Source organism: Bartonella sp. AA18HLJMS, assembly GCF_042197245.1.
GTDB lineage: Bacteria > Pseudomonadota > Alphaproteobacteria > Rhizobiales > Rhizobiaceae > Bartonella.
In genome coordinates, this window is sequence record NZ_JBHIRP010000010.1 from 22,383 (window position 1) to 46,291 (window position 23,909).

At 38.4% G+C, this 23,909-nt stretch carries 20 protein-coding genes and 1 pseudogene; 2 read left to right on the forward strand and 19 right to left on the reverse strand.

From position 1 onward, the window contains the following. Positions 1 to 117: 117 nt before the first annotated feature. The 19 genes and pseudogenes from ACFINW_RS06585 to ACFINW_RS06675 all read right to left on the reverse strand — a co-directional run bounded on the left by ACFINW_RS06585 (position 118) and on the right by ACFINW_RS06675 (position 20,986). Entirely contained in the window at positions 118 to 1,077 is a 960-nt protein-coding gene (locus tag ACFINW_RS06585) for a BID domain-containing T4SS effector (RefSeq protein WP_375640968.1), read from the reverse strand. Between the two features lie 343 nt (positions 1,078 to 1,420). Then, positions 1,421 to 2,590: a BID domain-containing T4SS effector gene (locus ACFINW_RS06590; RefSeq protein ID WP_375673972.1), complete on the reverse strand. Its 1,170-nt coding sequence runs from the start codon at positions 2,588 to 2,590 to the stop codon at positions 1,421 to 1,423. Positions 2,591 to 2,899: 309 nt separating this feature from the next. Beyond that, the gene (locus ACFINW_RS06595; protein ID WP_375640966.1) at positions 2,900 to 4,498 is read right to left on the reverse strand and encodes a BID domain-containing T4SS effector; all 1,599 of its coding nucleotides are present in this window, start codon (positions 4,496 to 4,498) and stop codon (positions 2,900 to 2,902) included. Between the two features lie 316 nt (positions 4,499 to 4,814). Next, the gene (locus tag ACFINW_RS06600; RefSeq protein ID WP_375621528.1) at positions 4,815 to 4,991 is read right to left on the reverse strand and encodes a hypothetical protein; all 177 of its coding nucleotides are present in this window, start codon (positions 4,989 to 4,991) and stop codon (positions 4,815 to 4,817) included. 703 nt (positions 4,992 to 5,694) lie between these two features. Next, positions 5,695 to 5,877, reverse strand: a pseudogene (locus ACFINW_RS06605) (type IV secretory system conjugative DNA transfer family protein); the annotation flags it as partial. A gap of 248 nt (positions 5,878 to 6,125) precedes the next feature. Then, positions 6,126 to 7,754, reverse strand: coding sequence for a BID domain-containing T4SS effector (locus tag ACFINW_RS06610; protein ID WP_375640965.1), 1,629 nt, complete (start codon positions 7,752 to 7,754; stop codon positions 6,126 to 6,128). A gap of 516 nt (positions 7,755 to 8,270) precedes the next feature. Beyond that, the gene (gene traG, locus ACFINW_RS06615; RefSeq protein ID WP_375630151.1) at positions 8,271 to 10,187 is read right to left on the reverse strand and encodes a Ti-type conjugative transfer system protein TraG; all 1,917 of its coding nucleotides are present in this window, start codon (positions 10,185 to 10,187) and stop codon (positions 8,271 to 8,273) included. 155 nt (positions 10,188 to 10,342) lie between these two features. Beyond that, positions 10,343 to 11,977 (reverse strand): BID domain-containing T4SS effector, encoded by a 1,635-nt coding sequence (locus ACFINW_RS06620; RefSeq protein WP_375630152.1) that lies wholly within the window; start codon positions 11,975 to 11,977, stop codon positions 10,343 to 10,345. Between the two features lie 10 nt (positions 11,978 to 11,987). After that, complete coding sequence (locus tag ACFINW_RS06625; RefSeq protein ID WP_375621556.1) at positions 11,988 to 12,206, reverse strand: antitoxin VbhA family protein; 219 nt, start codon at positions 12,204 to 12,206, stop codon at positions 11,988 to 11,990. A 61-nt stretch (positions 12,207 to 12,267) separates the two neighbouring features. Further along, a complete protein-coding gene (virB11, locus tag ACFINW_RS06630) occupies positions 12,268 to 13,338 on the reverse strand; it encodes a P-type DNA transfer ATPase VirB11 (RefSeq protein WP_375610602.1) in 1,071 nt (356 codons plus the stop codon). Next, positions 13,335 to 14,495, reverse strand: coding sequence for a type IV secretion system protein VirB10 (gene virB10, locus ACFINW_RS06635; RefSeq protein WP_375612191.1), 1,161 nt, complete (start codon positions 14,493 to 14,495; stop codon positions 13,335 to 13,337). The genes virB11 and virB10 overlap by 4 nt, the downstream gene beginning before the upstream one ends. Next, a complete protein-coding gene (virB9, locus tag ACFINW_RS06640) occupies positions 14,488 to 15,354 on the reverse strand; it encodes a P-type conjugative transfer protein VirB9 (protein WP_375612192.1) in 867 nt (288 codons plus the stop codon). The genes virB10 and virB9 overlap by 8 nt, the downstream gene beginning before the upstream one ends. Beyond that, a complete protein-coding gene (locus ACFINW_RS06645) occupies positions 15,351 to 16,055 on the reverse strand; it encodes a virB8 family protein (protein WP_375621533.1) in 705 nt (234 codons plus the stop codon). Before ACFINW_RS06645 ends, virB9 begins: the two co-directional genes overlap by 4 nt. Beyond that, positions 16,009 to 16,311 carry a type IV secretion system protein VirB7 gene (locus tag ACFINW_RS06650; protein WP_375610598.1) on the reverse strand — a complete coding sequence of 101 codons (303 nt, stop codon included), beginning with the start codon at positions 16,309 to 16,311 and terminating at the stop codon, positions 16,009 to 16,011. Before ACFINW_RS06650 ends, ACFINW_RS06645 begins: the two co-directional genes overlap by 47 nt. Positions 16,312 to 16,521: 210 nt before the next feature. Continuing rightward, positions 16,522 to 17,508: a type IV secretion system protein gene (locus ACFINW_RS06655; protein ID WP_375610597.1), complete on the reverse strand. Its 987-nt coding sequence runs from the start codon at positions 17,506 to 17,508 to the stop codon at positions 16,522 to 16,524. Continuing rightward, on the reverse strand, positions 17,495 to 17,980 hold the full coding sequence (locus ACFINW_RS06660) for a type IV secretion system protein VirB5 (RefSeq protein WP_375621534.1): 486 nt from the start codon (positions 17,978 to 17,980) through the stop codon (positions 17,495 to 17,497). Before ACFINW_RS06660 ends, ACFINW_RS06655 begins: the two co-directional genes overlap by 14 nt. Continuing rightward, positions 17,977 to 20,331 carry a VirB4 family type IV secretion/conjugal transfer ATPase gene (locus tag ACFINW_RS06665; RefSeq protein WP_375673973.1) on the reverse strand — a complete coding sequence of 785 codons (2,355 nt, stop codon included), beginning with the start codon at positions 20,329 to 20,331 and terminating at the stop codon, positions 17,977 to 17,979. The genes ACFINW_RS06660 and ACFINW_RS06665 overlap by 4 nt, the downstream gene beginning before the upstream one ends. A gap of 22 nt (positions 20,332 to 20,353) precedes the next feature. Then, positions 20,354 to 20,662 carry a type IV secretion system protein VirB3 gene (locus ACFINW_RS06670; protein WP_273723684.1) on the reverse strand — a complete coding sequence of 103 codons (309 nt, stop codon included), beginning with the start codon at positions 20,660 to 20,662 and terminating at the stop codon, positions 20,354 to 20,356. Next, positions 20,663 to 20,986: a TrbC/VirB2 family protein gene (locus ACFINW_RS06675; RefSeq protein WP_375613587.1), complete on the reverse strand. Its 324-nt coding sequence runs from the start codon at positions 20,984 to 20,986 to the stop codon at positions 20,663 to 20,665. It abuts the gene before it with no gap. A 398-nt stretch (positions 20,987 to 21,384) separates the two neighbouring features. On the opposite strand from ACFINW_RS06675, the gene ACFINW_RS06680 reads away from it, so the two are divergent. Together ACFINW_RS06680 and ACFINW_RS06685 are read left to right on the forward strand one after the other, a co-directional pair. Further along, on the forward strand, positions 21,385 to 22,110 hold the full coding sequence (locus tag ACFINW_RS06680) for a hypothetical protein (RefSeq protein ID WP_375638527.1): 726 nt from the start codon (positions 21,385 to 21,387) through the stop codon (positions 22,108 to 22,110). A 1,059-nt stretch (positions 22,111 to 23,169) separates the two neighbouring features. After that, the gene (locus tag ACFINW_RS06685; RefSeq protein ID WP_375640964.1) at positions 23,170 to 23,382 is read left to right on the forward strand and encodes an EexN family lipoprotein; all 213 of its coding nucleotides are present in this window, start codon (positions 23,170 to 23,172) and stop codon (positions 23,380 to 23,382) included. Positions 23,383 to 23,909 lie beyond the last annotated feature (527 nt).

The following is a 23,909-nucleotide window of genomic DNA, read 5'->3' on the forward strand; positions in this document are numbered from 1 at the left end:
TGTAACATTCTAAAACAATTCTTGGCGCAATCGCGATGAAACGATTTGCGCCAAGAAACTCACTGAAAAAAAGATTACATGAAAAACAAAAACTATCTGTTTTTATGTTTATGCCCCTTACATGGCATAAGAAAATCCTTTTTCTCCATGTCTTTGTCGTTGAGGGCTGTGCTCTGGACTATTTTGTTCTTGTCCTCTTGCGTGATGATGACGATGATGATGGTGTCTCTCAACTTGCTGAGAATTTTCTTGACGACGTCTTTGTTCTGCCATAGGGGTTTGCGATAGTCTTGTTGTTGCGTCTTGTACAGCTTTTGTATAACCATCAATGGCATCAATGAGCGGTTTAAAACCGTCTTCAGCTGCTTTGCGTGCTTGACTTTTTATGCCAAGTGCGGAATGGCCAGCGAGCTTATGCATAGATTCAGGATTTTCAGCAAGTCGATCTGAAAGCTCTTTTCCTTTACTGGGATCTGTAAGTATTCCTTGCAAGTGTTCTTGGAAAAGCTTGTCATTGCCATAAACAATCTTACCCCAATGCATGATCTCTTCTGCATGTGCTTGGACGTGTGGATTTTTTAAAAGCATGACACTTATTTGTTCCGTTGTGAGGGAAGATGAAGATCTTCCTCTTTGTTGTGGAGAAGCAACCGTTGTATAGTCAGTTTCAGGATCTTCTGTCCTTTGATGTTTACCTCTTGAAGAAGGGGTAACGCTGCTAACTGATGCGTATAGAACATCAGTTTCGTGTCTTGGAGAAGCAACCGTTGTATAGTCGGTTTCAGGATCTTCTGTCCTTTGATGTTTACCTCTTGAAGAAGGGGTAACGCTGCTAACTGATGCGTATAGAACATCAGTTTCATGTCTTGGAGAAGCAACCGTTGTATAGTCGGTTTCAGGATCTTCACTCCTTTGAGCATGATGTCTGTCTCTTGAAGGAGGGGAAGAGGTGCTAACTGATGCGTATAGAACTTCCTCTTCTGGGGTTGGACCGCGCTGGTTTCCTCTGGTTGGTTTATTAACTTTTGCATAGAGGGCTTCTGGATTTGCAGAAGGGCTTGGATGATGTTTTTTCATACATGTTTCCTTTCAATATTTTTAGAAAACCTCTTTGGTGCATTCCCCACTTTTAGTTTTGATAACTTTTATATAAGGAAGATATCCAACCGAATGACCTCCAAAGATTTCGCGCTATTCAATATTGATATGTAATGAACATTTATGTCTTTTATACAGTTTTTTTATGAAATTTTATCAATAAGTTATGATAAATTATAGGATTCTTTTTTAGAACTATTTTTTGTAATATTTTAAAACAACTCTTGGTGCAATCACGATAAAATGATTTGCACCAAGAAACTCACTGAAAAAAAGATTACATGAAAAACAAAAACTATCTGTTTTTATGTTTATGCTCCCCTTACATGGCAAAAGCCATTCCTTTTTCTCCATGTCTTTGTTGTTGTGGGCTGTGCTCTGGACTATTTTGTTCTTGTCCTCTTGCGTGACGATGATGATGGTGGTGATGTCTGTGTTCTGTATCTCTTTCTGGACTTTCGTGTCTTTGACCTCTTTCTCTTTCATGCTCCCGTGTAAACTTTTTATGGAGCTTTTGTGTATTATGTATATGTCTCTCAAGAGCTGAGCAAAGAGGACGAAAACCATCTTCAGCTTCTCTGCGGCTTAGAGATTTTACACCAAGTATTTTGTGACCTGCAAGCTTACCAGCGCTTTCAGGATTTTCTGCAAGGCTCCATAAGACTTTTTCTGCATTTTGAGGGTCGTCAAGAATCTTAGCCAGTTGTTGATTCAAAGCATGTTCGTTACCATAAACAACTCTGCACCATTCTTGCGTTTCTCTTACACCATATTGAAAGTCTACGCTTGTTAAAAGCTTTGTTGTAACCACATCTTTTGGGGTTCTGGGAGGGGAGACTCTGCCTCCGCCAACGCCTTGATAGATGGGATTTTCTAGTTGTTCAGATTCTTGCCCGCCTTCAGCTCCCATGCCAACCGTTGCATAGACGGATTCGAGTGGTCTTTGGGGAGAGTGCCTACCATTTTCACCAACTTCAAGCTCTGCATAGAAATGTTTTGGTTCTTGGGGATGTCGTCCACCCTGTGCACCTTCACCAACTGTGTCGTAGGGTGTTTGCCAACCTTGCGCCGCCAGATCCGTTATTGAATAGGGGTTTACGAGTCCGTCGGTGCGTCGCCCATCACTTGGTCTTTCACCAAGTCTGTCATAGGGATTTCCTAGTGGCTTTTGGGGAGCATAGGCCGTTTCTGATGGTTGTTGAAGTGTATATTGAGGTGAGGTGCGCTGTTCTTTGGGTGGCTTATTAACCCTTGCGTAGAGGTCTTCTACATTAGAAGCTCCTAGGTTTTGTTGGTCAAGTGGCTTTTTGGGAGCATAAACCGTTTCTGGTGGTTGTTGAAGTGTATATTGAGGTGAGGTGCGCTGTTTTTTAGGTGGTTTATTAACCTTTGCGTAGAGGTCTTCTACATTAGAAGCTTCTAGGTTTTGTTGGTCAATTTGTTGTCTTAGTTCCTCTACATTGGTAGAAGGGCTTGGGTGACTTTTTTTCATGGCTGTTTCCTTTCAATATTTTTAGAAAACCTCTTTGGCGCATTTCCCACTTTTTGATATTTTTTAAGACAAAAGAAGAATATCAAACTGAATGGTCTCCAAAGACTTCGCGCTATTCATATTGATATGTAATGGACATTTATGTCTTTTATACAGTTTTTTTATGAAATATTATCAATAAGTTATAGTAGATTACAGGATTCATTTTTAGGACTATCTTTTGTAACATTTTAAAACAATTGGTGGGCGTAATGGAGATAAAATGATTGGTATAAAGAGTTCTGTTGGAAGGCAAAAGTTCACGCGTTTTTAGCCGGTAAGAGCCAGCGATGAGGAACGACTAACTTTCAAGCTGCGAGCTTGGCATTGTGCTTCTTGGGTGTTCTTTACAGTATTCGCAATTTCTTTTGCTTTGCTTTCCGATGTCCCAAGGAGGCAAGCTAGTCTGGTATAATCTTTTTCTTGTATGGCTTTACGATCTTCTGAGGATAGACGATTGTGTAGTTGTCGTGAAAAGGTATGGAGTTCTTGTCGCAGTGAACGAGAATGCAATAAAGCTTCCCTTTGTTGTTCTTCTGGTAAGACAAAAAGGTTTTGTAAATTTTTTCCAGGTTTTTCGACAGTGTGGTTCAGGCGATTTTGTTCTCTTTGGTGTTGCTCTAGAATTGCATCTTTTGTTTGTTGTGTTATTGCGCCATAATTTTTAAGGGCTTGGCTGAGTTGTGGAACAGCTTGTTCGGCTTGTCTGCGATTTGAACTTTTCATGCCAAGTATTTTACTCCCAGCAAATTTAGAAATTGATTGAGGGTTTTGTAGAGTTTCATCGGCAAACTGATTTCCTAAGTTTGGAGCTGCCGTTATGATATCCAATTTTGTCTTTAAGGACTGGGTTTTACCATAAACAGTCTTTGATAAATTTTCGATTTCTTTTCGGCATGCTTCAACATAAGCGTCATTTGAAATCCTTTCAAATAACTCTTCATGGGTAAGAGGGGCTAAAGTTTCTTTTGGGATCAGTGTTTCTTTTAAGCTTTGAACGTTGGTTTTTTGAAAGCAGAGGCGGGCACCGTTTTGTAATGTTTTGACGAGTTCTGGGGTGAGATCATCTTTGTGTCCGACGACGAAAGCCCCTTCTATTTCCATGACAAAACCTTCTGCTGAAAAACCTCTAAAGACGCCTTCATAGGTTACATCTTCCTTTGCTGCAACAACAACACGATCGTTAATTTCATCCAGTCCAGCGTTTCTCATTTGGGAGACGAATTCTTTTAAAACAAGGGATTTTTGCGGATGGGTGATATCTTCAAAAAGATCTTTCATCGGTTGGGAATTGCCATATTGCATGGCTTCAATACAAGCTGTTGTCATGCGTCCTTTTGTGATGAAAGAAAAGTCAATGGTATGTCCTGCGGCTTGTCCAAGTTTTTCCATAAACATTCGATTGACGCGCCCATTGCCTTTTCTAAAAGGATGTGCGTGCTCGAGCGCCATAAAAACATCAGCGGCACTTTCAGCAAATTCTTGGCGCGATAAACCTTTTAAATTGTTCTTTTCATTAAGTGTTTTTTCGAGTTGTGTGAGTTCTTTTTGAATCTGCGGTCCAATAGCAAAAGGAATTTCATAACCTTTGGGACGCATCGCCGGCATATGGGCAGAGGTGCCGTCTTCAAATGTAAAGGATGTATCACGGGTGTGGCCCGCCCATTCAAAAGTTTCGTGGAAGAGGCTCCAATGGATTAATTTTAAATAAGTGAAATCAAATTTTCGTGGGGGTGGTTCATGGCGAAAATTGACGGCTGCTTTAGTGACGTCATGGGTACTGCGTTGATACAGTTTTTTAGGGTCTTTGATGCCATATTTATTTTTGAGTGTTTTGGTTCCTTTATATAGATAATTTTGCTCTAACATGTAATCTCTCCTAAGTAGGTAGGGTGATGGTTGATGAGCGTCTTAAACGCTGCATGTGAAAAATTCCCCTTCGCGTATTCTTTTGAGATTTTGGTTGTTATGAGAGGGAGCACTTTTCCCTCCAGTGTATGGGATGTATCAATCGTTTTGTGATGCTTTTGAAAAGCTTTTCTGATGTTTCCTTTGTTTATTATCTTGTACTGTAAAATGCTGGTATTTAGGATGCTGATATGAAGCCCATGAGTGGTCAGAAAATGGATTTTCTATAAAATTGACTCTGGGTAAAATCTTCGTTTTTTGAGGTGTAAGGAAGAGGTCAAAAAGAAAAATGTTGCTTAAAATTGTTGTTTTTTCCTTTAACAAAGTTGTTTGCAAGAGCGCTTTGATGAGGAGCGTGGATATAGCGGGTGTAATCGCTCTTGGTTAGCGGATGGTGCTGGTACTTTTCATACACAGCTCTCAGATTGGTGAATCTATGGGCAAAAGCAGTCATCAAAAATTTTTCTCCATTATGTTTTTCTTATTGTTCCATATGAATATCTTGCCATACGAACATCTCTTTTGTGTATTTTTGCAACAAAATGTTTTTTATTTTTGTATTGTTGCTCTTATTATATTGCGCTGCTTTAAGATCCATAAGAGAGGAAACCCTTTCTTTGGTTGGGGAGAAAAGCCTTTTTCAGCGCTTTATCATTAAAATAGAACACTTTATGATATCGTAAAGGGGGAAAAGCTTGTATAAGAATGATTTATTCATTTTGATGTATATCTTAAATATTTTTTGGGAAAAAATCGATGTTCTTGAGTGTAGGTGTTTTGAGAGTTGTTGTCTCAAAGATCAACCGTTTTTTTTAAGTCTTGATATTGGTGATTAGCGTTGTGAAATGTTTTTGCTTGTTTGTAGGGGATAAATTATAAACAAAAAGCTTTGTAGGAATGTATTTGCAGGACGTTCTCAAGTGGAAATGTTGGTTTGGTTATAGGTGATTTGAGGGGGGTGGACTTTCTTGTAAAGACGATGGTACTGGTAAAACGATACACAAAATACAAAAAGGAAAACACACGGATTTTTTATCATGTTTTCCTTATGTGTGAAGAAGCGGTCAAAAACTTTTTGTTAACGGGTTTTTAAAAAATAGAAATGTATGTTGTTTTTGTGGTTGGTCTTTTCATAGTCAAGATCTCATAATAGGAAGTTAGTTTTTCTTTTGTGGAGCAAAGCGGTTTTTTGCAGCTGCGGCTAACATTTCTTTCCTTCTGAAATAGATGGCGCAACCACATCGCGAAGGGGAGCCTTGCATCAGAATAATTTGTTCATCTTGACGCATTTCTCGGATAACTTCGTGGGGTAAAATGAGTGCTCTTTTTAAAATATTCATATAACCACGAAAATCGACTCCATCTAAGACAAATAAAATAGGCTTTTGTAGCTTTCGTCGGTAGTAATCATGACGTTTAAAAGGAATTAACAATTATCCTGTCCAATTGCTTTGGATATGGTGTATATGCTATGTGCAAAATTGGTGGTAGGGCGCCTAAGTAGTCTGTTTTTTGCATGTATGATAAGAATATTAAAATATCTCTTTCACATAGGTGTTTAAATCAAAAAAACAAAGTTTCATATTTTTTAGTTGGCCATAGCAAGTGTATTTGAACGATTTTGTGTGCGTGTGTAGAATTGGCTATGAGTGTTCCTTGCTTTTTGAACAATGTCGGTAATTTCTCGTGCTTTCTGTTCTGATATACCAATACTTTGTGCAAGTGTTTCATAATCTTTGTTTGTGATCGCACTACATTCGTTTGATGAGAGACGATGTTCTAAACTGTTTATAAAAGTACGGAGCTCTTGGTATAATTGAGGAGATTGAGACAAGATTTCTCTTTGTTTTTCCGGTGATAAAGCAAAAATATTTTGCAAGTTTTGACTGGGATTCTCTACCGCTTTTCCAAGGCGTTCTTGTTTAATTTTATGGTCTCGAGTGACTATATTATAGGTAGCTTCTACAGTATACACATAATTCTCAATTGCAAGAGAGAGCACATCAAGATAATTTCGAGCGTGTACACGTGCCGGATTTTGTAGACCGCATATACTAAAACCTGCAAGAGGAGAAACAGAGTGCGGTGCCTGTTTAATCTGATTAGCAAACTGTCTGCCTAATTCTGGATTTTTAATAATCTCTTCTATCTGTTCGTTTAATACGTTTGCGTCACCATAAACAGTTTTTGCGTAAGCTCGGACTTGCTTTTGAGCTTTGAGAACGTAACTATCTAGCGCAACTGTTTTGGCACATTCACTTTTTGTGAGAGGCGCTAATGTTTCTTTTGGAATAAGCGTGTTTTCAAGCTCTTTGCTGTTGGGGGCGGTAAAGGTAATGATATCACCAGGTTTTAATGTTTTTAATCGTTCTGGTGTGAGATCATCTTTGCTACCAATGATGTAAGTTCCTTGCATATCGAGTATAAAACTTTCTGAATAACAACCTTTATAAGTTCCTATATAGGTTTCTCCTGCCTTTGTTGCTATAACAAGGCGATCATCCACGTTGCGTCCCGTATTGTTTACGTGGTCCATAAATTCTTTTAAAAGACGTATTTTGGGGGGATTGGAGATATCCTCAAAAAGATCTTTCAACAGTTGTGTATTGCTATATTGCATTGCTTCGCTACAGGCAGCCATCATACGTTTTTGTGTGACAAGCGAAAAGTCAAGCTGATGTCCTGCAGCTTTGGCAAGATTTTCAAAAAAGACTTGTTCTGTGTGCTCATTGCCATCTATGAATGGGTGGATTTTGTGAAGAGAATAAAATAGACTCGTTGCTTCCTTGACAAATTCTTCGCGTGTTAAGCCTTGCAAATTGTCTTTTTCGGCAAGCGTTTGATCTAATTTTTGTAAGAGTTCAGGGATTTCTTCACCGGTTGCAAAATTATTGCCCCATTCCATTCTTTTCATTTCTGGCATGGCGGCAATGCTATCGTCTGTAAATGCGAAGGGGATATGGCGCAGATGTCCAGCCCATACAAAGGTATTTTTAAACAATTGTTGGTGGATATGGCATAGATAAGTTGAATTAAAATATTCTGGCAGGGGTTCTGCACGCAGATTGATCATGGCTTTTTGCCTATCATGTGAGCATTTTTCCAGAAAACGTTTTAAATCTGTTTCTCCATATCTATTTTTGAGAATTTGGGTACCAAGATAGATATAATTATGGGGTGAGGGAATTCCTTTTGTTTTTTCTTTTGCTTTGGGCATTGTTACATTCCTTATAATGTTACATTGTCTATGAGAGTGTGTTAAACTTTTTGTTTGAAAATCCCCCACGCATATTGTTTTGAGATGTTGAGACTTGGGTGAGGAAAAAATCCCTCAAATTCGTAGGTGTTTTTGAGTGTATCAATCTTTATCTTGGCACTTTTTTCTTTTACTGAGAGAGAATGGTTCATTTGGGTTGTTTTCATGCATATTGTCTTTTAATTTTTTTGTAGAAAAATTTCCCTATGAAAGCGGTGCCTTCAAAAGTTTCCTGATAGGATTCTCAAGGCATAGATATGATTGGTATTTATTATTTGGAGATGAGGAGAGTGCTTTATAAAGAAAATTGGCATTGGTAAGCACAGGCATAATACCATCATTTAAAGACTTTTCCCCATATTTTTCTTGTTGTATCAAGCGGGAATTCCTTCTTTATAGGCTTTTATGAGATAGAATCTCTGCTTTTATCCTTTGATGTTTTTGTTTTGATGCATTGCCTCCATTAGAGGGTGTTTTTTAGTTTTTCTTTTGTGGAGCAAAGCGGTTTTTTGCAGCTGCGGCTAACATTTCTTTTCTTCTAAAATAGATCGCTCGACCACAACGTAAAGGGGGTTGTCCTTGCATCAGAATAATTTGTTCATCTTGACGCATTTCTTGAATAACTTCGTGGGGTAAAATCAGGGCTCTTTGTTGGTAATTGACGTTGTATGAACTCTTTCCTAAAGATAAACCTCTTGATTTGTTTGTTCCGGTTACTTCAACGGTCATTTGGCCACAGCGTTCTGAAATGTCTTTGGCAGTTTGGAGATCTTTAATGGCAGCATAGCTGACAAAGGAACAACTTTCAAACCATGAACGTGCTCCTGCTTCTCCAAAGTGGTTGACCAACTGGCCAGAGGATTGATAGAAGAGCATCAAGGATGTACCGTATTTACGTCCACGGTCGCGGGCTTCTTCTAAAATATTCATATAGCCTAAAAGATCAACTTCATCTAAGACAAATAAAACACGCTTTTTATAGTTACCGTCTGCTGTAACCATGGCATTGAGAAAGGCGCCAATAATCACACGTCCAATAGCAGGATAACTGTTTAAAATGCTTGCGGGGAGATTGAGAAAAACATCTGTATTGCCATTGGTAATATCTGAGGAAAAAAAATCATCTCCGCAGACAAGATCTGCATAATTGGATAAAGAAAGCCATTGGGTGTCTTTTGAGGCGGTGGTATAAACCCCTGAAAAGGTTTGCTCTGCCATTTCTGTAAAAATACCAACCATTTCACGAATAAAAGGAGAAGGTGTTGTTTCTTGAATCATGCGTAATTGATTAACAACAGCTGTTTCTGATTGAGAGAGAATACCACGCAATGTTTTTAAATTGCGCTCGCTGTCTTCATATTCATCAGAAAATACAACATGAGCAAGAAGAGCTGTTAATAGATTATGGGCTTGTGTTGAGAAATATTCCGCTGAAGAATTATCTGATTTTTTATCTGTAAGAAGCAACTTTGAAAAGCTTACAATATTTGCTTCGCGTTGTGTGCGTGGTACGCTGTCGTCTAAAAGCCAATCGATGACATTAAAGTTTTTTGTTAACAATGAGTTGGGATCGAGAACAATGACATTTCTATTTCCCATTTTTTGACGCGCAAATTTGACCATTGGGGCAACTTCTGTTGAAGGATCAAGACAAATAATAGACCCTGGATAGGTTAAACACGTGGGAACTACTGTACTTGTTGTTTTATAGCCACCAGAACCAGCAAAAAAGATCATATGAGTTGAACCAAAATCAAGATTAAAGGTTAGCAAAGGGGCTGTTCCACCCTTTCCCCATGTTGTTTTATTGCCAGGTGCAAAGGGAATGTTGCACACATTATCTTGATCGACACGGTATCTTTCACCCACAACAATTTGCCCATTGGCAGGAAAGATTTTTGCTGCCTCTCTTAAATTCATCCAAGCGGCCTCACCAAAAATACCTTTTTTTGCACGCTTGACCTTACTTTTAGGGGGAAGGGTTGTTACGAATTGAATGATGGAAAAAAAAACACCAATGATGATGCCAAAAACAACCATGGGGTCCATGAATTGAAGAGCATAGCCCCATGTTATTCCTTGTTGGCCAACATAGGGACTTAAACGTTTTATTTCACCACTAATATAGTAAAGAGCGGTTGTTCCAAAAAAGACAACGGAGACAAAAGTGATCATTTTACGCAGGTGCAGTTTTTGCGAGAGACTATACAACAATGAAACAGCAGCCGTTAGTGCTAAGACTAATAAAGGCTCAGAACGAAGTGTCCAATAAATTTGATCGCTTTTTAGTCCATTTGTTATAAACAATAAAAAATGAGGGACAAGGAATATCGTTAAAGCACCTAAAGCGATCGGTGTTAAAATGAGTACCATTTGTGTTTTGGTATATTTCATTGTATTTTACTTTCAATTCTGTCAGAATATGTTGCGAAGTGCTCTTTTCCCGTTGTGTGATATGAACTCTCATCTCTTTTTGCAAAGGTGCAGATAACGCCAAACAGTTTTCGCTTATGAGCCTTTCTCATTAAGGAGGAAGGTTTTGTCTATTCTTAGCAGGCCATAGCGAATGCTTTGGAACGGTGCATTGTGCATACTTGTGCTTGCTGGTGTACTTCTTTGGTTTGCTTAATAATTTGTGTAATTTGTTTGGCTTTATTTTCTGATACACCAATGCTTTGAGCCAATGTTTCATAATCATTATTTTGAACTGCTTTATGTTCATTTGGTGAGAGACGGGTGTTGATCTTTTTTACAAAGTTGCTGAGCTCTTTTTGACATAAAGGATTTTTTGTTAAAGCTTCTTGTTGTAATTCTTTTGGCAAGGCGAAGAGGTCTTGCAAGCTTTGACTTGGCATTTCTACCGTTTTTGCACGACGACTTTGTTCTGTTGCATGTTCTTGCGTAATTTCCTTTTCAGCATGTTTTACAGCATACGCGAAATTTGCAACGGCAGTACAGAGCATCTCAAGATGATTTTTAGCGTTTGCACGTGTCTGGTTTTGTAGTCCACATAAACTGAAACCGGCAAGATGAGAAATAGAGTGCGGTGCTCTTTCAATCTGGTTAGCGAGCTGTTGGCCTAAGCTTGGATTTTTGATGATTTCTACCATCTGTTTGTTTAATGTTTTTTCGTTACCATAAACAATTTTTGACAATTGCTGAACCTGTTTTAGGCTTGCGTGGACACAAGAATCTTCTGCAACCATTTGGGCCGTTTCATTTTCTGTCAAAGGGGCTAATCTTTCTTCTGGAATGAGAATGCTTTCAAGCTTTTTTGTTTTGGGAACGGTAAAGGTAAATCTATCACCAGGTTTTAATGTTTTGAGTTGTTCTGGCGTGAGCTGTTCTTTATTGCCGATGATGTAAGCGCCTTTCACATTGAAAGCAAAGCTATCATAACCAGCACCCCTATAGGTACCTGTGTAGGTTTCACCTTCTTTTGCAACCATAACAGGACGATCATTAACATTGCGCCCAAGTTCTTTCATGTTGCTCATGAATTCCTTTAAAAGAAGTATTTTATTGGGATTAGAGATATCTTCAAACAGATGTTGCATTGGTTCTAGATCACCATTTTCTGCTACAGCAACACTGGCGAGCATCATGCGTTCTTTTGTAACAAGTGAAAAATCAAGCTGATGCCCTGCGGCTTTGGCAAGATTTTCAAAAAAGACCCGTTGTGTACGTCCATTGCCTTCTCTAAAAGGATGAAGTTGGTTAAGGGCGTTAAATAAGCTTATTGCTTCAGCGTTAAATTTCTCACGCGTTAAGCCTTGCAAATTATCTTTTTCGGCAAGCGTTTGATCTAATTTTTGTAAACCGTCTTGGATTTCATCGCCGAGTGCAAAAGGATTTTCCCATCCTGTTCTTTTCATTTCGGGCATAGCGGCTATGGTGCCATCTTCAAATGTAAAGGGGAGATGGCGCAGATATCCAGCCCATTCAAAGGTATTTTTAAATAAGTGGTGATGTATAGAGCATAGATAGGAGCTATCAAACTTTTCTGGTACGGGGGATTCACGCAGATTAACCATTGCTTCTGCTGTATCATGTGAGCATTTCTCCAGAAAGGATTTTAAGTCTTTTATTCCATATTTATTTTTGAGTGTTGTGGTGTTTGGGTAGACATAATGATGGGGAGAAACTGTCTGTATATTTTTTGTCTTTGCTTTTGCTTTTGGCATCGCAGCTTCCTTATAATTTTACGTTGTCCATAAGAGTGTTAAATTCCTCGAGTGAAATATTCCCCTTTGCGTATTCTTCTAAAATTTTGAGTGTTGTAGGATGAAGCGCTATTCCCTCTATCGTATGGGTGCTGATGGCTGCTTCAACGGCTTCACGGCGTTTTTTTAATTCTTCCTCTGTCATCGATAAAAGATTTTCTCTATTTCTGTTTCGTTGGTTTTCATGCATTTTTTCTCTTATTTGCAATTGTTGCTTTAAAAGAGCCTTTGGCAGCCGGTGTGATCTTCTTTTAGTCACCTCCAAAGATGTTTCGTTGTTTGAAGGGATCGTAATAAATTTCTGTGACCTTAAATTTTCCTTCAATCCGTTTGCATTGGATGATGATATCAATCATTGAAATCAACAGGCCTCGAATATCATCACGCTCTAAATCACCACCGCCTTCACTTTCTTTGACCAAAAGGGTCATCTGCTCAAAGGCTGCAAGTGCTGTTGATGCGTGAACCGTCGTAATGGAACCTGGATGGCCTGAATTGACATTGCGGATATAATAAAAGGCTGTACCATCTCGAAGTTCTTGCAAAAGAATACGATCAGGACGCATCCGTAAAGATGATTCAAGTAACTCTTTGGGCCCAACGGAGGCTAAGCCTTGTCCATCTTTTGAATAGAACATTGAGACATGGTTAGGGTGTGGTATCACCAATTCTTGCGTGTCTTCAATGGTGATAATACGCTCTTCTTGAGGGATTTTGGCGATTAATGCTTTTGATAATGTTGTTTTACCCGAACCGGTTTTTCCCGCAATTAAAATATTTTTCTGGCATTCTACAGCTTGATTTAAAAAAGAGACAAAGTCTTTATTACAGTAGGCATTGGCTAATTTATGCTCGATGATTTTGAGTTCATTAAAACGAGAATGATAGTCATTCAAAGGTGTGAAAGAGACCTGTTCACAGAGCGAGAAGAGGCCTTTCTTGGCGAGTTCTTCGAGAGAAAAACTCTGCGATGATGGTTTACGAATTGTCATACTAATCGTGTCTTTTTCGACAGCCGGCGGAATGACAATTTGAATGCGCTCATTGCCTGGTAGCGTTGCAGATAATATTGGGTTTTTGTCCGATATGTTTTGCTTGGAATAGGAGGCGACAACTTTCGCAATCCCCATAAGCTCATTAAAAGAGAGCCCCGGTGCTTCTATTGTTTTCCATCCATCAAATCCTTCAGTCATGACTTGATAGGGACGATTGATAACAATTTCAAAGAGTCTATCATCTTTCAAAAAAGCACTGATGGGTTCAAGTTTTGTGAGAACAATCGCAACGGTTTCATCGCTCATGGTATGTAAGTTTGAGTTCATTCTAAAGTTACCGCCGAATTTTTGTAAAAGTTTCTTGAAACAGCTCGATTGATAATCTGTTTTTTGTTTTCGATGACTTTCAATTTATAAACGCTGGAAAAATCTAAATCGCGGGCAACAAAGATATTCACCATTTCCCCTTGGTTTTTGGATAATGTTGGAGGAATATTGGCGTAATTTTCTACGAGAATGTTTGCGATGTTTTGTCCTGAAGAGATTGTTTCAGTTTCTTCTTTTTCCTGTTTTTTTGATAAACGTTTATTGGCATAGTGTGTTGCATCTTTTATTAGTGAGACAAGAAGCGCAGACCCAATCCTCTCGAGCCAATGGTTATCAATATCTCCATCCATACCAGAACGCCCTAAAGCATCCGTTGCCGGTGAAGCTAAAGATATAATGATACCATTGGGGGTTTTTGCTCTATTCCATAGTACAAAGAGACGTGTTTGGCCTTTTTTCAATCCGGCGCGATATTCACCAACAATTTGGGTGCCTTTATCAAGAAGCACAACACGACCATTGTCTGATAAGATATCTCTGGAGATGATACAACTGGCAAAACCTTGTTGATCACTGTTGATGGCTGTTTCTAAAATACAAGGAATAGAAGTTCCCATCGCGATGATGTAGTTTCGATTGCCAAGGGTTGAAGCACGAATACCTTCAAGCACTGTGGGTTTGAGAAGATGATTAAAACGTTGTGTCGTTTCATCAGGTTTGCTTTCAAGTTGGTGAGGCAAAGCACCATTATTTGTTTGTGAATCTATTTTGCCTTGTTGTGTACTTGCATAAGCTAATACAGGAGCACGTTGTGCTGCCTCCAGCAGTGAGTCATCAGAATTTAATTGATTGATGTTTGGTGTTGGTAGCTCGACTTTTGGTAATAGAGCGTTATTTCGTTGAGGCTGTTCAAAGGGGGGAGGGGTAGGCTTTGCAGGATGAAAAAGCTCTGTTTGTTTTATAACTTTTCCTTCTTTTGAAGATTCAATTGGTTGCTTTTTGTCTGTAACAAGTGTTGAATAGGCTAAATAAAGACAGACACTGAAAAGAATAATAAGAGCAATAGCTTTCCCCACATTGTTTTGTTGACTTTTCCCTTGAGCATTTTTTATTGTATCGCGATCATTAATGCTTTTTTCATCCACGGTGTTATTCATGGCTGCTTCCTAGGTTCACTTTACGTTGTACAGATGGTGATGTCGTACCTGTTTCAGGATTAATTCCTTTTGGTACGAACCTTTTGTTAAAGATGCACAATACTTCATTCCCACGTCGTAGCGTGAATTGTGCAGCTGTTGCATGAACAATAACCTTGTTGCCTTTAATCGATTTGGGAATAAGCGCTTCTTGCCCATCAGGCGATACAATGTAAATGGCAGGGATTTCAATGTTGCCTAAAAAGGTAAAGGTTGTTGTTTTCCCATTATCATAGACAGAAGCAGGTTCAATAAGAGATGAGCCTTGAGCTTCATAAGCCCAATTGCGTGGTCCAAAATCTTCATGGATATTTAAAATATCATTGACAAAGTTTTCTTCACGTTGTTTTTCTTTTTCTGCTTCGGCTAATTTCTTACGTAAGGCTTCATCTTCTGGATAACGAAACTTTACCAAGAAATACGTCTCATTGCCGGCTGAAACATCGCCTTCACGGACTTGTAGCTCGAATTGATAAGAGCGTTGTGTTCCATCTTGGCGGCTTGTGACAATTTGTAAATTTGTCACAGGCTGAACTTCACGTGGTTTGAGAAAAACAAAGTGTCCAGCCGGTGCAACTTGCCAAGCAACCGAATTTCCAATTCCTACATAGGTTACTTCTTCATCAACGGCAAATTCTAGTTGAACTGAAGAGCGAATGGAGCCAATGATTTGTACGACGTTGTAGGGGTCATAATTGACAAATCTGATGCGGTTATCTTTACGTGCACTGACAGGCGCTGTTTCCGCAAGTGAGAGAGCTGTGTGAAAGCTGACAGTGATCGTAAAAATTAAAGAGATTGTTTGTAAAAGTCTGATCATTTTATCACCTCTGGATCAGATCTATATTCCGATACTTGAAAACCAAGAGGGTTGATAAGACGATCAGACGTTGAAATGTGTGCGTTCACGTAGGAAAAATTTAAGATTGAAATCCAATGGGAAATATTTTCTTTTTCATTCAAGTCTCTGATCGTTTTATAGTAACGAACTTGGATAAGATCTTTACTTATAAAAGAGATTGATTTGATTGTGATCGTAGCAATCATGTTATGATAAATATTTTGCGGACTTTCTGGATTATTGCCCGCGTACCATTTTGCAAAACGGTTTTGTTCTTTTGGAGAAGATAAAAGAGAGACTAAGCGAAAATTGTTTTCTGCTTCTGATGCTTGAAAACCTTCACGAGCGCGAACGTATTGGCTGGCAAAATAACGCGTTATCGCTTCATCATAGTCGTTAGGGGATTCTTTTAGGGCGCTTATAGTATCAATAATGCCTGTTGAGTTATCAACGCGGATAACAAAAGGCTCTACTGTTTTCAAAGGCGTCAAAGCTGCGACAGCTAAAGCCAGCGCAATTGTCATCAATCCAAAAAGCACTGTTAAAGCCATGGAGATTTTCATCCGCACACGCATGCTATGCATGCGATCAATGTCAAATGAGCGCGCTTCTTTTATATATTCTTCAAGGGCATCACTTTTCACGCATAACCTCCACAGTTTTATCAGATCGTGCTTCATGAATAACCGGCTTTAATAAAGCTGAATTGGCTGTTACTTTTTCACTTTCCAAAGTATTGAGAATGATGGGAGTGGTAACAGGCTTTACGCTCTTTTCTGGGTAGACAATGTTTTTATTGTCCCAATTCCACTTATCTTTATTTAAAGCGCGTGTATGTTTGCCATTACAGCGTGGTGGTTTTTTAGGGCCACTCAAAGAGGCACAACCAGTAAGAGCGATTGTTAGGACCATAACAAAAGTTATTTTTCGTTTCATTTTTTGAACTCACAAATATCTTGGAATACAATGCATGAGAGCCTTTGTTCTGAACATTTTTACAAGTTTATGTGATGCAAGATTTTGATTGGTTTTGTTGTTAGACCCAAGATGTTAGATCTTATCTGAAACAGGATCATGGCGTGTGCGCCAAAGGGCGCACACAAGGCAAAAACAAAAATGCTTATTCTTTTAAAAAGGTGCTTTATCTTAAAATCGACCACGACCGCCTCCGGATTTACCTGCTTTTGCTGCCGCCCCTGCCGCACTTCTAACAGCGTTACCGGCAGCTCCTGAGATTTGTGAAGTGGCACTTTTTACTGCATTGCCACTCGCTCTTGCACCATTGGAAAGCATTGTAAAAATCTGTCCTCCTGAAGAGACACCAGCGTTAAAGTATGGTCCGCCAGAGGCCAGCGCTGTTGCAATACCAGGAAGCGCACGGAAGATAATAACTCCTATGATCGAAATGACGATGACAGGGGGAAAAAGAACATAAATTGATTCATATGAAACTTTGAGAACCTGTAGGATAACTTGACATATAATGGTTCCAAGCATGATTACGAGAACTTGTAAAATGGTAAAATTGATCAAAGTTGTAATCCATGCATCGGAGTATTTTCGCGTTGCATTGAACAAATACAAACTAATGAATAGAGGCCCAAGACCTATAATCATGACGAGTGCAACTTGTGCAAACATTTGCACAATAAAACCACCTATACAAAAAAGAATAACCGCGAGAAGCATGATAGAACCAAGAAGACCCACAATGATCTTTTCAAAAAACCAAGCATTGTATAAGACTTCTTGATAACGCGAACTTGCCTTTAACAAAATATAATCAAAAACATTGGAGCTTGCAGGATTACTGTTAAGCGCATTCCCAATAGCATTGGATAAATCATTGAAGAAAATATCCTTGACATAAGTATTAAATGTATCCGCATTTGTTGCCATTGTTGTAACAACAACGATTTTAACAACATTATTGAGAAGACTATGCATGGAAAGCGCAACGCGACCTGTCATAACATTATAGCCATAAAGAAAGATAAAAATGATTGCGGCGAGATTTAAGGGTGCTGAAATAGCAGAAGACAGCCCACTCACCGTCGTGTCCATCACATTATCAAGGGGTTTTAAAATATACCCAGAAACGCTTTCAAAGGGAGAAAAACTAAAGTCTGACATTTGTACTTGTACTTTCAAGTTTTTCTTTTAATTTCTTTTCTTTTTCTTTTAATTGTGCCTCAAGATATTTATGCTTTTTTTGTTCCTTTTCTTCACGTAGCTCATCTTTTGTTTTCGTATCTCTTGCTTGAATCATATCAAGAGACTGAAGTTTTAAAGAACTTACTTGAAGACCGGCTTGAAGAAGAGAAAGCTTTACTTGAAGATCTTGCCGAAGAGCTTGCAATTCTTCTGGTTTTGTTTCTGGTTTTGATTTAATATTTTCAAGTTGTTGACTTATGTCTTTGATTTTTTTTGCAGTTTCAGTTGCGCTTTTATAAATGTTTTCAGCTGTTTCTGATTTTGCAGCATCTAATTTTTGTGTGTTCTCGAGTGCTTGTTTATAATATTCATCCACATCAGGTGTTGTTTGCGCTATTGCATGAGAAATAAAAGAAAAAGATAACAGTGTAACTAAGCCATATTTTTTCATTGATTTTTTCTCCTTTGATAAAATATGGGCAGCCATTTGTCAGGGTCAGCTCCATATTCGTTGATAATTTCATTCATGAGTTCAATGTTTTTTGTTGTGCCGCTTAAAACGGCGATCTCATCATTCATTCCACGTAAGTTAAGTTCTGCAACGACGGAACTTTGTCCTTGTTTGATGAGGAAACGACGGGATTCTCTGCTTAACTCTGACTGTATCAGTTCAAATTCACGCTCAGTAAGTTTGAAAGCTTCGACATAATCATTGTAATTTGCTTTTTGATTTGGAAAAAATATTTGGGTGGGGCATTGCTCAATGATTGTGTGCGCGATTGTTGAGTTCAAAGCATCTTTAGGGCTTTGTGTTGCAAAGAGCATCATGCCATTTTGTTTACGAATTGTTTTTAGCCGATCTTGCGCAAAAGCTTTAAATGAATCATCTTCTAAAGCTTTCCAGAATTCATCAACGACGATAATGATGCGCCGCCCATCAATCAAATCAAGAATGCGGTGAAAGAGATACATCATTAAGGGGCGACGAATTTCTTCATTATCTAAGAAATCGGTCATGTCATAGCCAATGAACTGCGCATTTAAATTGAGATCATCTTGATCATTATCAAAAACCCATCCTAAATCATTGCCTCTAATCCAGCGTTGCAGCCGTATGGCAATCCCTTCTTTGGATGTGTTGTCAAAAAATAGTTGAAGGGCACCAAGAGAGCGCTGGGTTGGGGGTAAGTTTTCCAAGGAATCAATGGCTTTGGCGATATCTTGTCGCTCTTCTTCTGTTACGATTTGCCCTTCAGCGGTCACCAGCTTTAAGATCCAATTACGAAGAAAGATTTTATTTTTTTCGGTGTATTCCATGCCCTTTAAGGGAGCAATACCCGTGGGCTGCCCATTTTTTAAAGGTTTATATTTCCCTCCTCCAGCCCGTACAAAAATCTCTGCTCCTTGATCTTTATCAAAAAAAACCATTGTTGGATTGTGTTTTTGTAATTGTGCAAGAAGAAAATTAACAATCACTGTTTTACCAGATCCTGATGGACCACAAACAAATGTGTTTCCAAGATCGCCATAATGAAAATTAAAATAGTAAGGTGAACCAGCCTGTGTTTTTAGCAATGCGACAGCAGCTCCCCAAACATTATCGTTCAGTTTGCCAACAGGGAAAGAATGGAAGGGCGATAAAGCGGCAAAATTTCTGCTGGTAATGGCGCCTGAACGCGCACGATAGCTAAAGTTTCCAGGAAGCTGTGCCCACCATGCTGCTTCCAATCCTAAATCTTCTCTGGCAATCACGGCTCCTCCATTGGTTAAATGGGAACGTGCTTTTGATAAGTTTTCAGACAATATTTTAGGATGATCAGCAAAAACAGCTAAAGAAATGTGGTGTTCTCCCAAAACAAAACGGTTTGATTCTAAATCATCTAGCGCTTCATCCAGTGCATCGATTTGTGAGCTAGCACGGTCAGCTGCATTGATCATTTGATTTTGTTTGCGGCTCATAATCGCACTGGCGGCTGCCTTACTTTTAAAGACAAAGGATTGTGTTAAAATGAATTCAAATGGCACCGTAAGCAGACCATCAGTCATACCTGGGCGTGTTTTAGAAGGATACTCTTTCCATCCAAACATGCCCACAAAGCGTTCATTGCTTTCATGGCGAATTTCGATAATTTCTTTCCCAAAAATAACACGATCCGAGTAAATTGTTGAAGCAATAGTTCCAAATGTGAGAGGAATACGCTCACGTCTTCCCCCCACTAGCTGGTGGAGAAATTCACTTTGTTCGGCAAATAAAAGTCCTTCATGTTCATAGATTGATAGTAGACGGACTTCATACTCTTCCAAACCTTGCATAAGATCTTGACTTAACTCTTCGAGTTTACGAATAGCTTCTTCATCGGGCTCAGATTGTGTTTTCTTCGCTTTGCTCAAGCGCTGAAAAAATGAAACCAGCTTTTCTGTTTTATCCGCGGCCGGATTCCAAACCAGTGAAATAAATAGATCATTTCTATACAGTTCTTGCGAAACCATTTTCTTTTTATATTTTTCATCTAATGTTGTTGCAAAAGATGAAAGAAAATGACCTTCTGGGTATATCGTTTCACGGCGGCGGATGATGTGAGAATATAAAGCAAGCCGTTCATCTGCGATATTTTTTAAAAGGGTGTTTAATTGGTTGTGTAAAGAATTTAATTGATCAATATCCGCGGTGTCGAAATTTATACCCTCAACAGCCATCACAACCATTAAACAGCGTGAATTTAAAGCAACGACATGTTGGTTGATGTAGCGTATATAGGGAATATATTCTTCAGGCAAAGTTTCCCGTTTCATTATTGACATCTGTTTCACCAATTTCGTTCCTTCAGCTTAGTTCCTTATAAGTGCGGATAAGGCGTAAAGGGGAGGTTGAACCTCCTCCCCATCGGTTGAGGTTTTTTTGTTTTCCTCGGGTATTGAGCCATGCAAATAATACGCGAAATTGGTTGTGATCGTACTTTGTCACTTCTCGCAAAATAAAGTGTATCCCAATCCCAAGACCAAACATGGTAAAATCACTGGTCAAAATGAAAAGAATGGATGTCGCCATGACATTGAGCGCCATGGCTTCCATTGTAACACCAGCAAACATGGCTGGGCGCGTACAGGCAAGGAAAAGAGTATCTTCGTTCATTTATGTTGTGCCCGCTAATTTACCGACAAGAGCAGGGGCACCAAAAACAATAGCAATCCCCAGAACACAGTAAGCTGCTTTGCGTAAATCAATAAAGCCGTACATCCAGCCAATCCCCACAGCAGCAACACATATAATAGCAATAAGCTTTGCCGTTGGACCCGTCATCATTGTGACAATGTTGCCTAAAACACCATCAAGATTTCCCAGACCACCTCCACCAGTAGTAGAAGAAGCAGCATAAGAAAAATCAGATACAAAAACTGCCGTAAAAAGCAGCATGGTCACGATAAAAATGATGTTTTGGAATCTATTATCTGTCATTTTACCTCTCTTTAACAAATAATATTTGTTCATATGTCGACATTCCATTGCCTCTAACAAACTGGAAAGTGCTGTCATTTGATGACAGTTTAATTCTTCTCGTTTGTTTGTTTTAAAAGCCTTGATCGTGGATCTGTTCACTCTCAAGCTCTTCTTCGTAAAGAGACAGAAGTCTTTTCAAATTGAGATTGTGTTACATGAAAATGGCAATTTTAAGTTGTGTATATTGGTAAAAATAACAATATTAAAATAATGAAAGAAAGAATATCATTCTTTACAAAATGTAGTTAATCTGCAACACTTATATTTGGATTTTTTCTTTAAAAACAAGGGGATTGCTGATCAATAATCTGACATGATAGGAAAAAAACGAATTTTTTGAGCGAGCGTGTTAAGAGATGCTATTTAAATTGATTGTTATTATTTACATTATGGGGGCTACGGTGTGGGGATTAAGCCAATATAAAGATAAAATGGATTTCAGCATTCTTAAAACATTTGAGACGCAAGATATCCAAGATATTGTCGATCTCTATCGAGAAGAAAAAAAGTTGGGTAGATCTATCACCAAACAGCAATTAGAAAAAAATGAACCAGCTCTCGATTTGCAGAAGAGTGTTTCATTAAATGATGTTGCAAATAATGCTGTTGTTTTTCATGGTAAGGCTTCTGTTACAAGTGGGGTTACATTTAAATTACTGACGCCTGCTGCACAATCTTGGCGCTCACATATCTCCCGTGATATTCATCTTTATGGTGTTGACACATGTGCACCCCGTCAAAAAGCAAGATTAAATGATCAAGAATGGCCCTGTGGTGCGGTTACAACGGCTTGGCTTGTCACCAAAACACTTGGGCAGGATTTATCCTGTAAACAGGCTTTGATGCACAATGGTGTTTATTATGCGCAATGTTTTGTTCAAGGGGTTGATTTAGCTGAGGAAGGTCTTAAAGAAGGTATGTTGGTACTCTCAAAAGAGGGGAAAAATCCTATTCCAGCCCAGTATCATCATGCGGAAGAAAAAGCACGTGGCAACAAGATTGGTCTTTGGTCGAGTGATTTCACTGAACCTTTAAAATGGCGGCGAGATAATGGATCCTATAACCCCTTTGCTAGTCCATGATTGGTTTTAACGAACATATTTACTTAAATTTTTATAGAGAAAACTTTATCAATAAAATTGTACCAAATCGTAGAGCAAATTTGAATAAACGGTGAGATTATTTTCGTTTAGGAAGTAAATGGATGGTAATTCCCTTTTCAAGGCAGGGTTGCTTTCAAAATCGCTTCTCTATTTTTACTTATGTGTTTTATAAAAGCAGGAAAATGTCATTGTTGGTGGCAAAGCATTTTTGAGTATTTGTGTTTGAAGGAGAAAGTGAGGCGATAAAAAACGCTCAAGAAACGGATTTCTAGAGCGGTGTTGATAAAAGTAAAAAATAAACAGACCCAAAAATGGTGTAACGTTTGATATAATGGATAAAATCTTTCACAATGCCTTAAAAGAATTCATAGCAAAAGTTTTTTCATCAGAATTTTGTCTTCAGGATTAAATCACGTTTTTTACTTCTTTAAAAGTGATCAATCTGTTGCATTCCTTGAAAAGCTTTCATAATTATCTGCTTTTAAATTCAGACTTCCAAATGATGGATGGATTTCAAATAGACTCTACACGAAGAAATCTTCGTAAAATGATTTGCATTGCTGATTGTTTTCTATATATCACAAAACGTTTCTATTTAGGCCTCGATGGAGGAACAATAATCAACATACAAATAGGTAAAAAGAGCTCATACTTTTTTGTTATGGCTGCATAGTCCATTGATCGTGAGATTTAAGTATTATAATGCTCATAGGCTTTCTATAGGGTTAGGGGCGATGCCTATTGCAATGTAACTATTTGAAATCAGTCGGACAAAAGCATTAATGCGTCTTCTGATTTCATCATTTGTATTCAGTTTAGGCTCTTTCCCTTCTCATTGTATTTTATGACAAACTCATACGATGGCTATTGTGAGCTCTTCTTGCGTTATTTTACTCAGAGTATTCACTTTGAAAGCAAGCAAGTGATAGTGAGGCTGTATTCTCATACAGTGTGAAAATTCAACCCTCATTTGGGGGGATGATATTAACAGATAAGGTATTTAAAGAGGAGTAAAATGAAAAAAATTATTTATTATGCATGACTCTATTATTCGTCTTGGGGTGTGAAAAAACCTATAGCGTAGAAGATTTTAAAAAAGATGCAAAATTAAGAGAAGAATGGGGAACGAAGTGTTTTCTTTCAGGACAAGCTGTTAAGGAATCTAAAAATTGTCAAAATGTCTTACAAGCAGATACTGAAATGTTTTTCTCGCCAAAGCTTGATGCTCTAGACCGTGGTCATGTATTTTAATAAATACATATTACTCAACAGTAAAGTGTGATATAAAAATTCTAAAATAAAGAAGTTACGGCTCAACGAATGCTCGCTTCTTCAATTGTTATAGCGGAATTTTTTTATCATTTTTCATCTTTCAGATGAGCTCCCCAAATCATATTCGCAATCTTATTGTTTGTTTCAACTTTATCAGATTGAGGATTATAATCATGAGAGAATTGGATAGCATTGTCTTATAGAAATATCTCTCAAGGTATCCAAACCTATTTTGCGACGCTGTTCGTAAAGGGTATAAGGGTAAATCCATTGAGCACCTCCATCTTTACACTTCATAACGGAGTAAGCCTTGCACCATCACACAGTTTGTCAGCTTGTGGGTGTTGCTTACAGCTCTTGGTAATTGAGACGGTTCGTTTGAGGCATTTTTAATTCTTACTTAATAGTTTTTATCCATACGCCTCTTCCCACTTGTAACCTGCAAGAGATATAGTTTTGGTTGATTCAACATGGAACAAGTCTGAAATGAAAGAATCTTACGATAT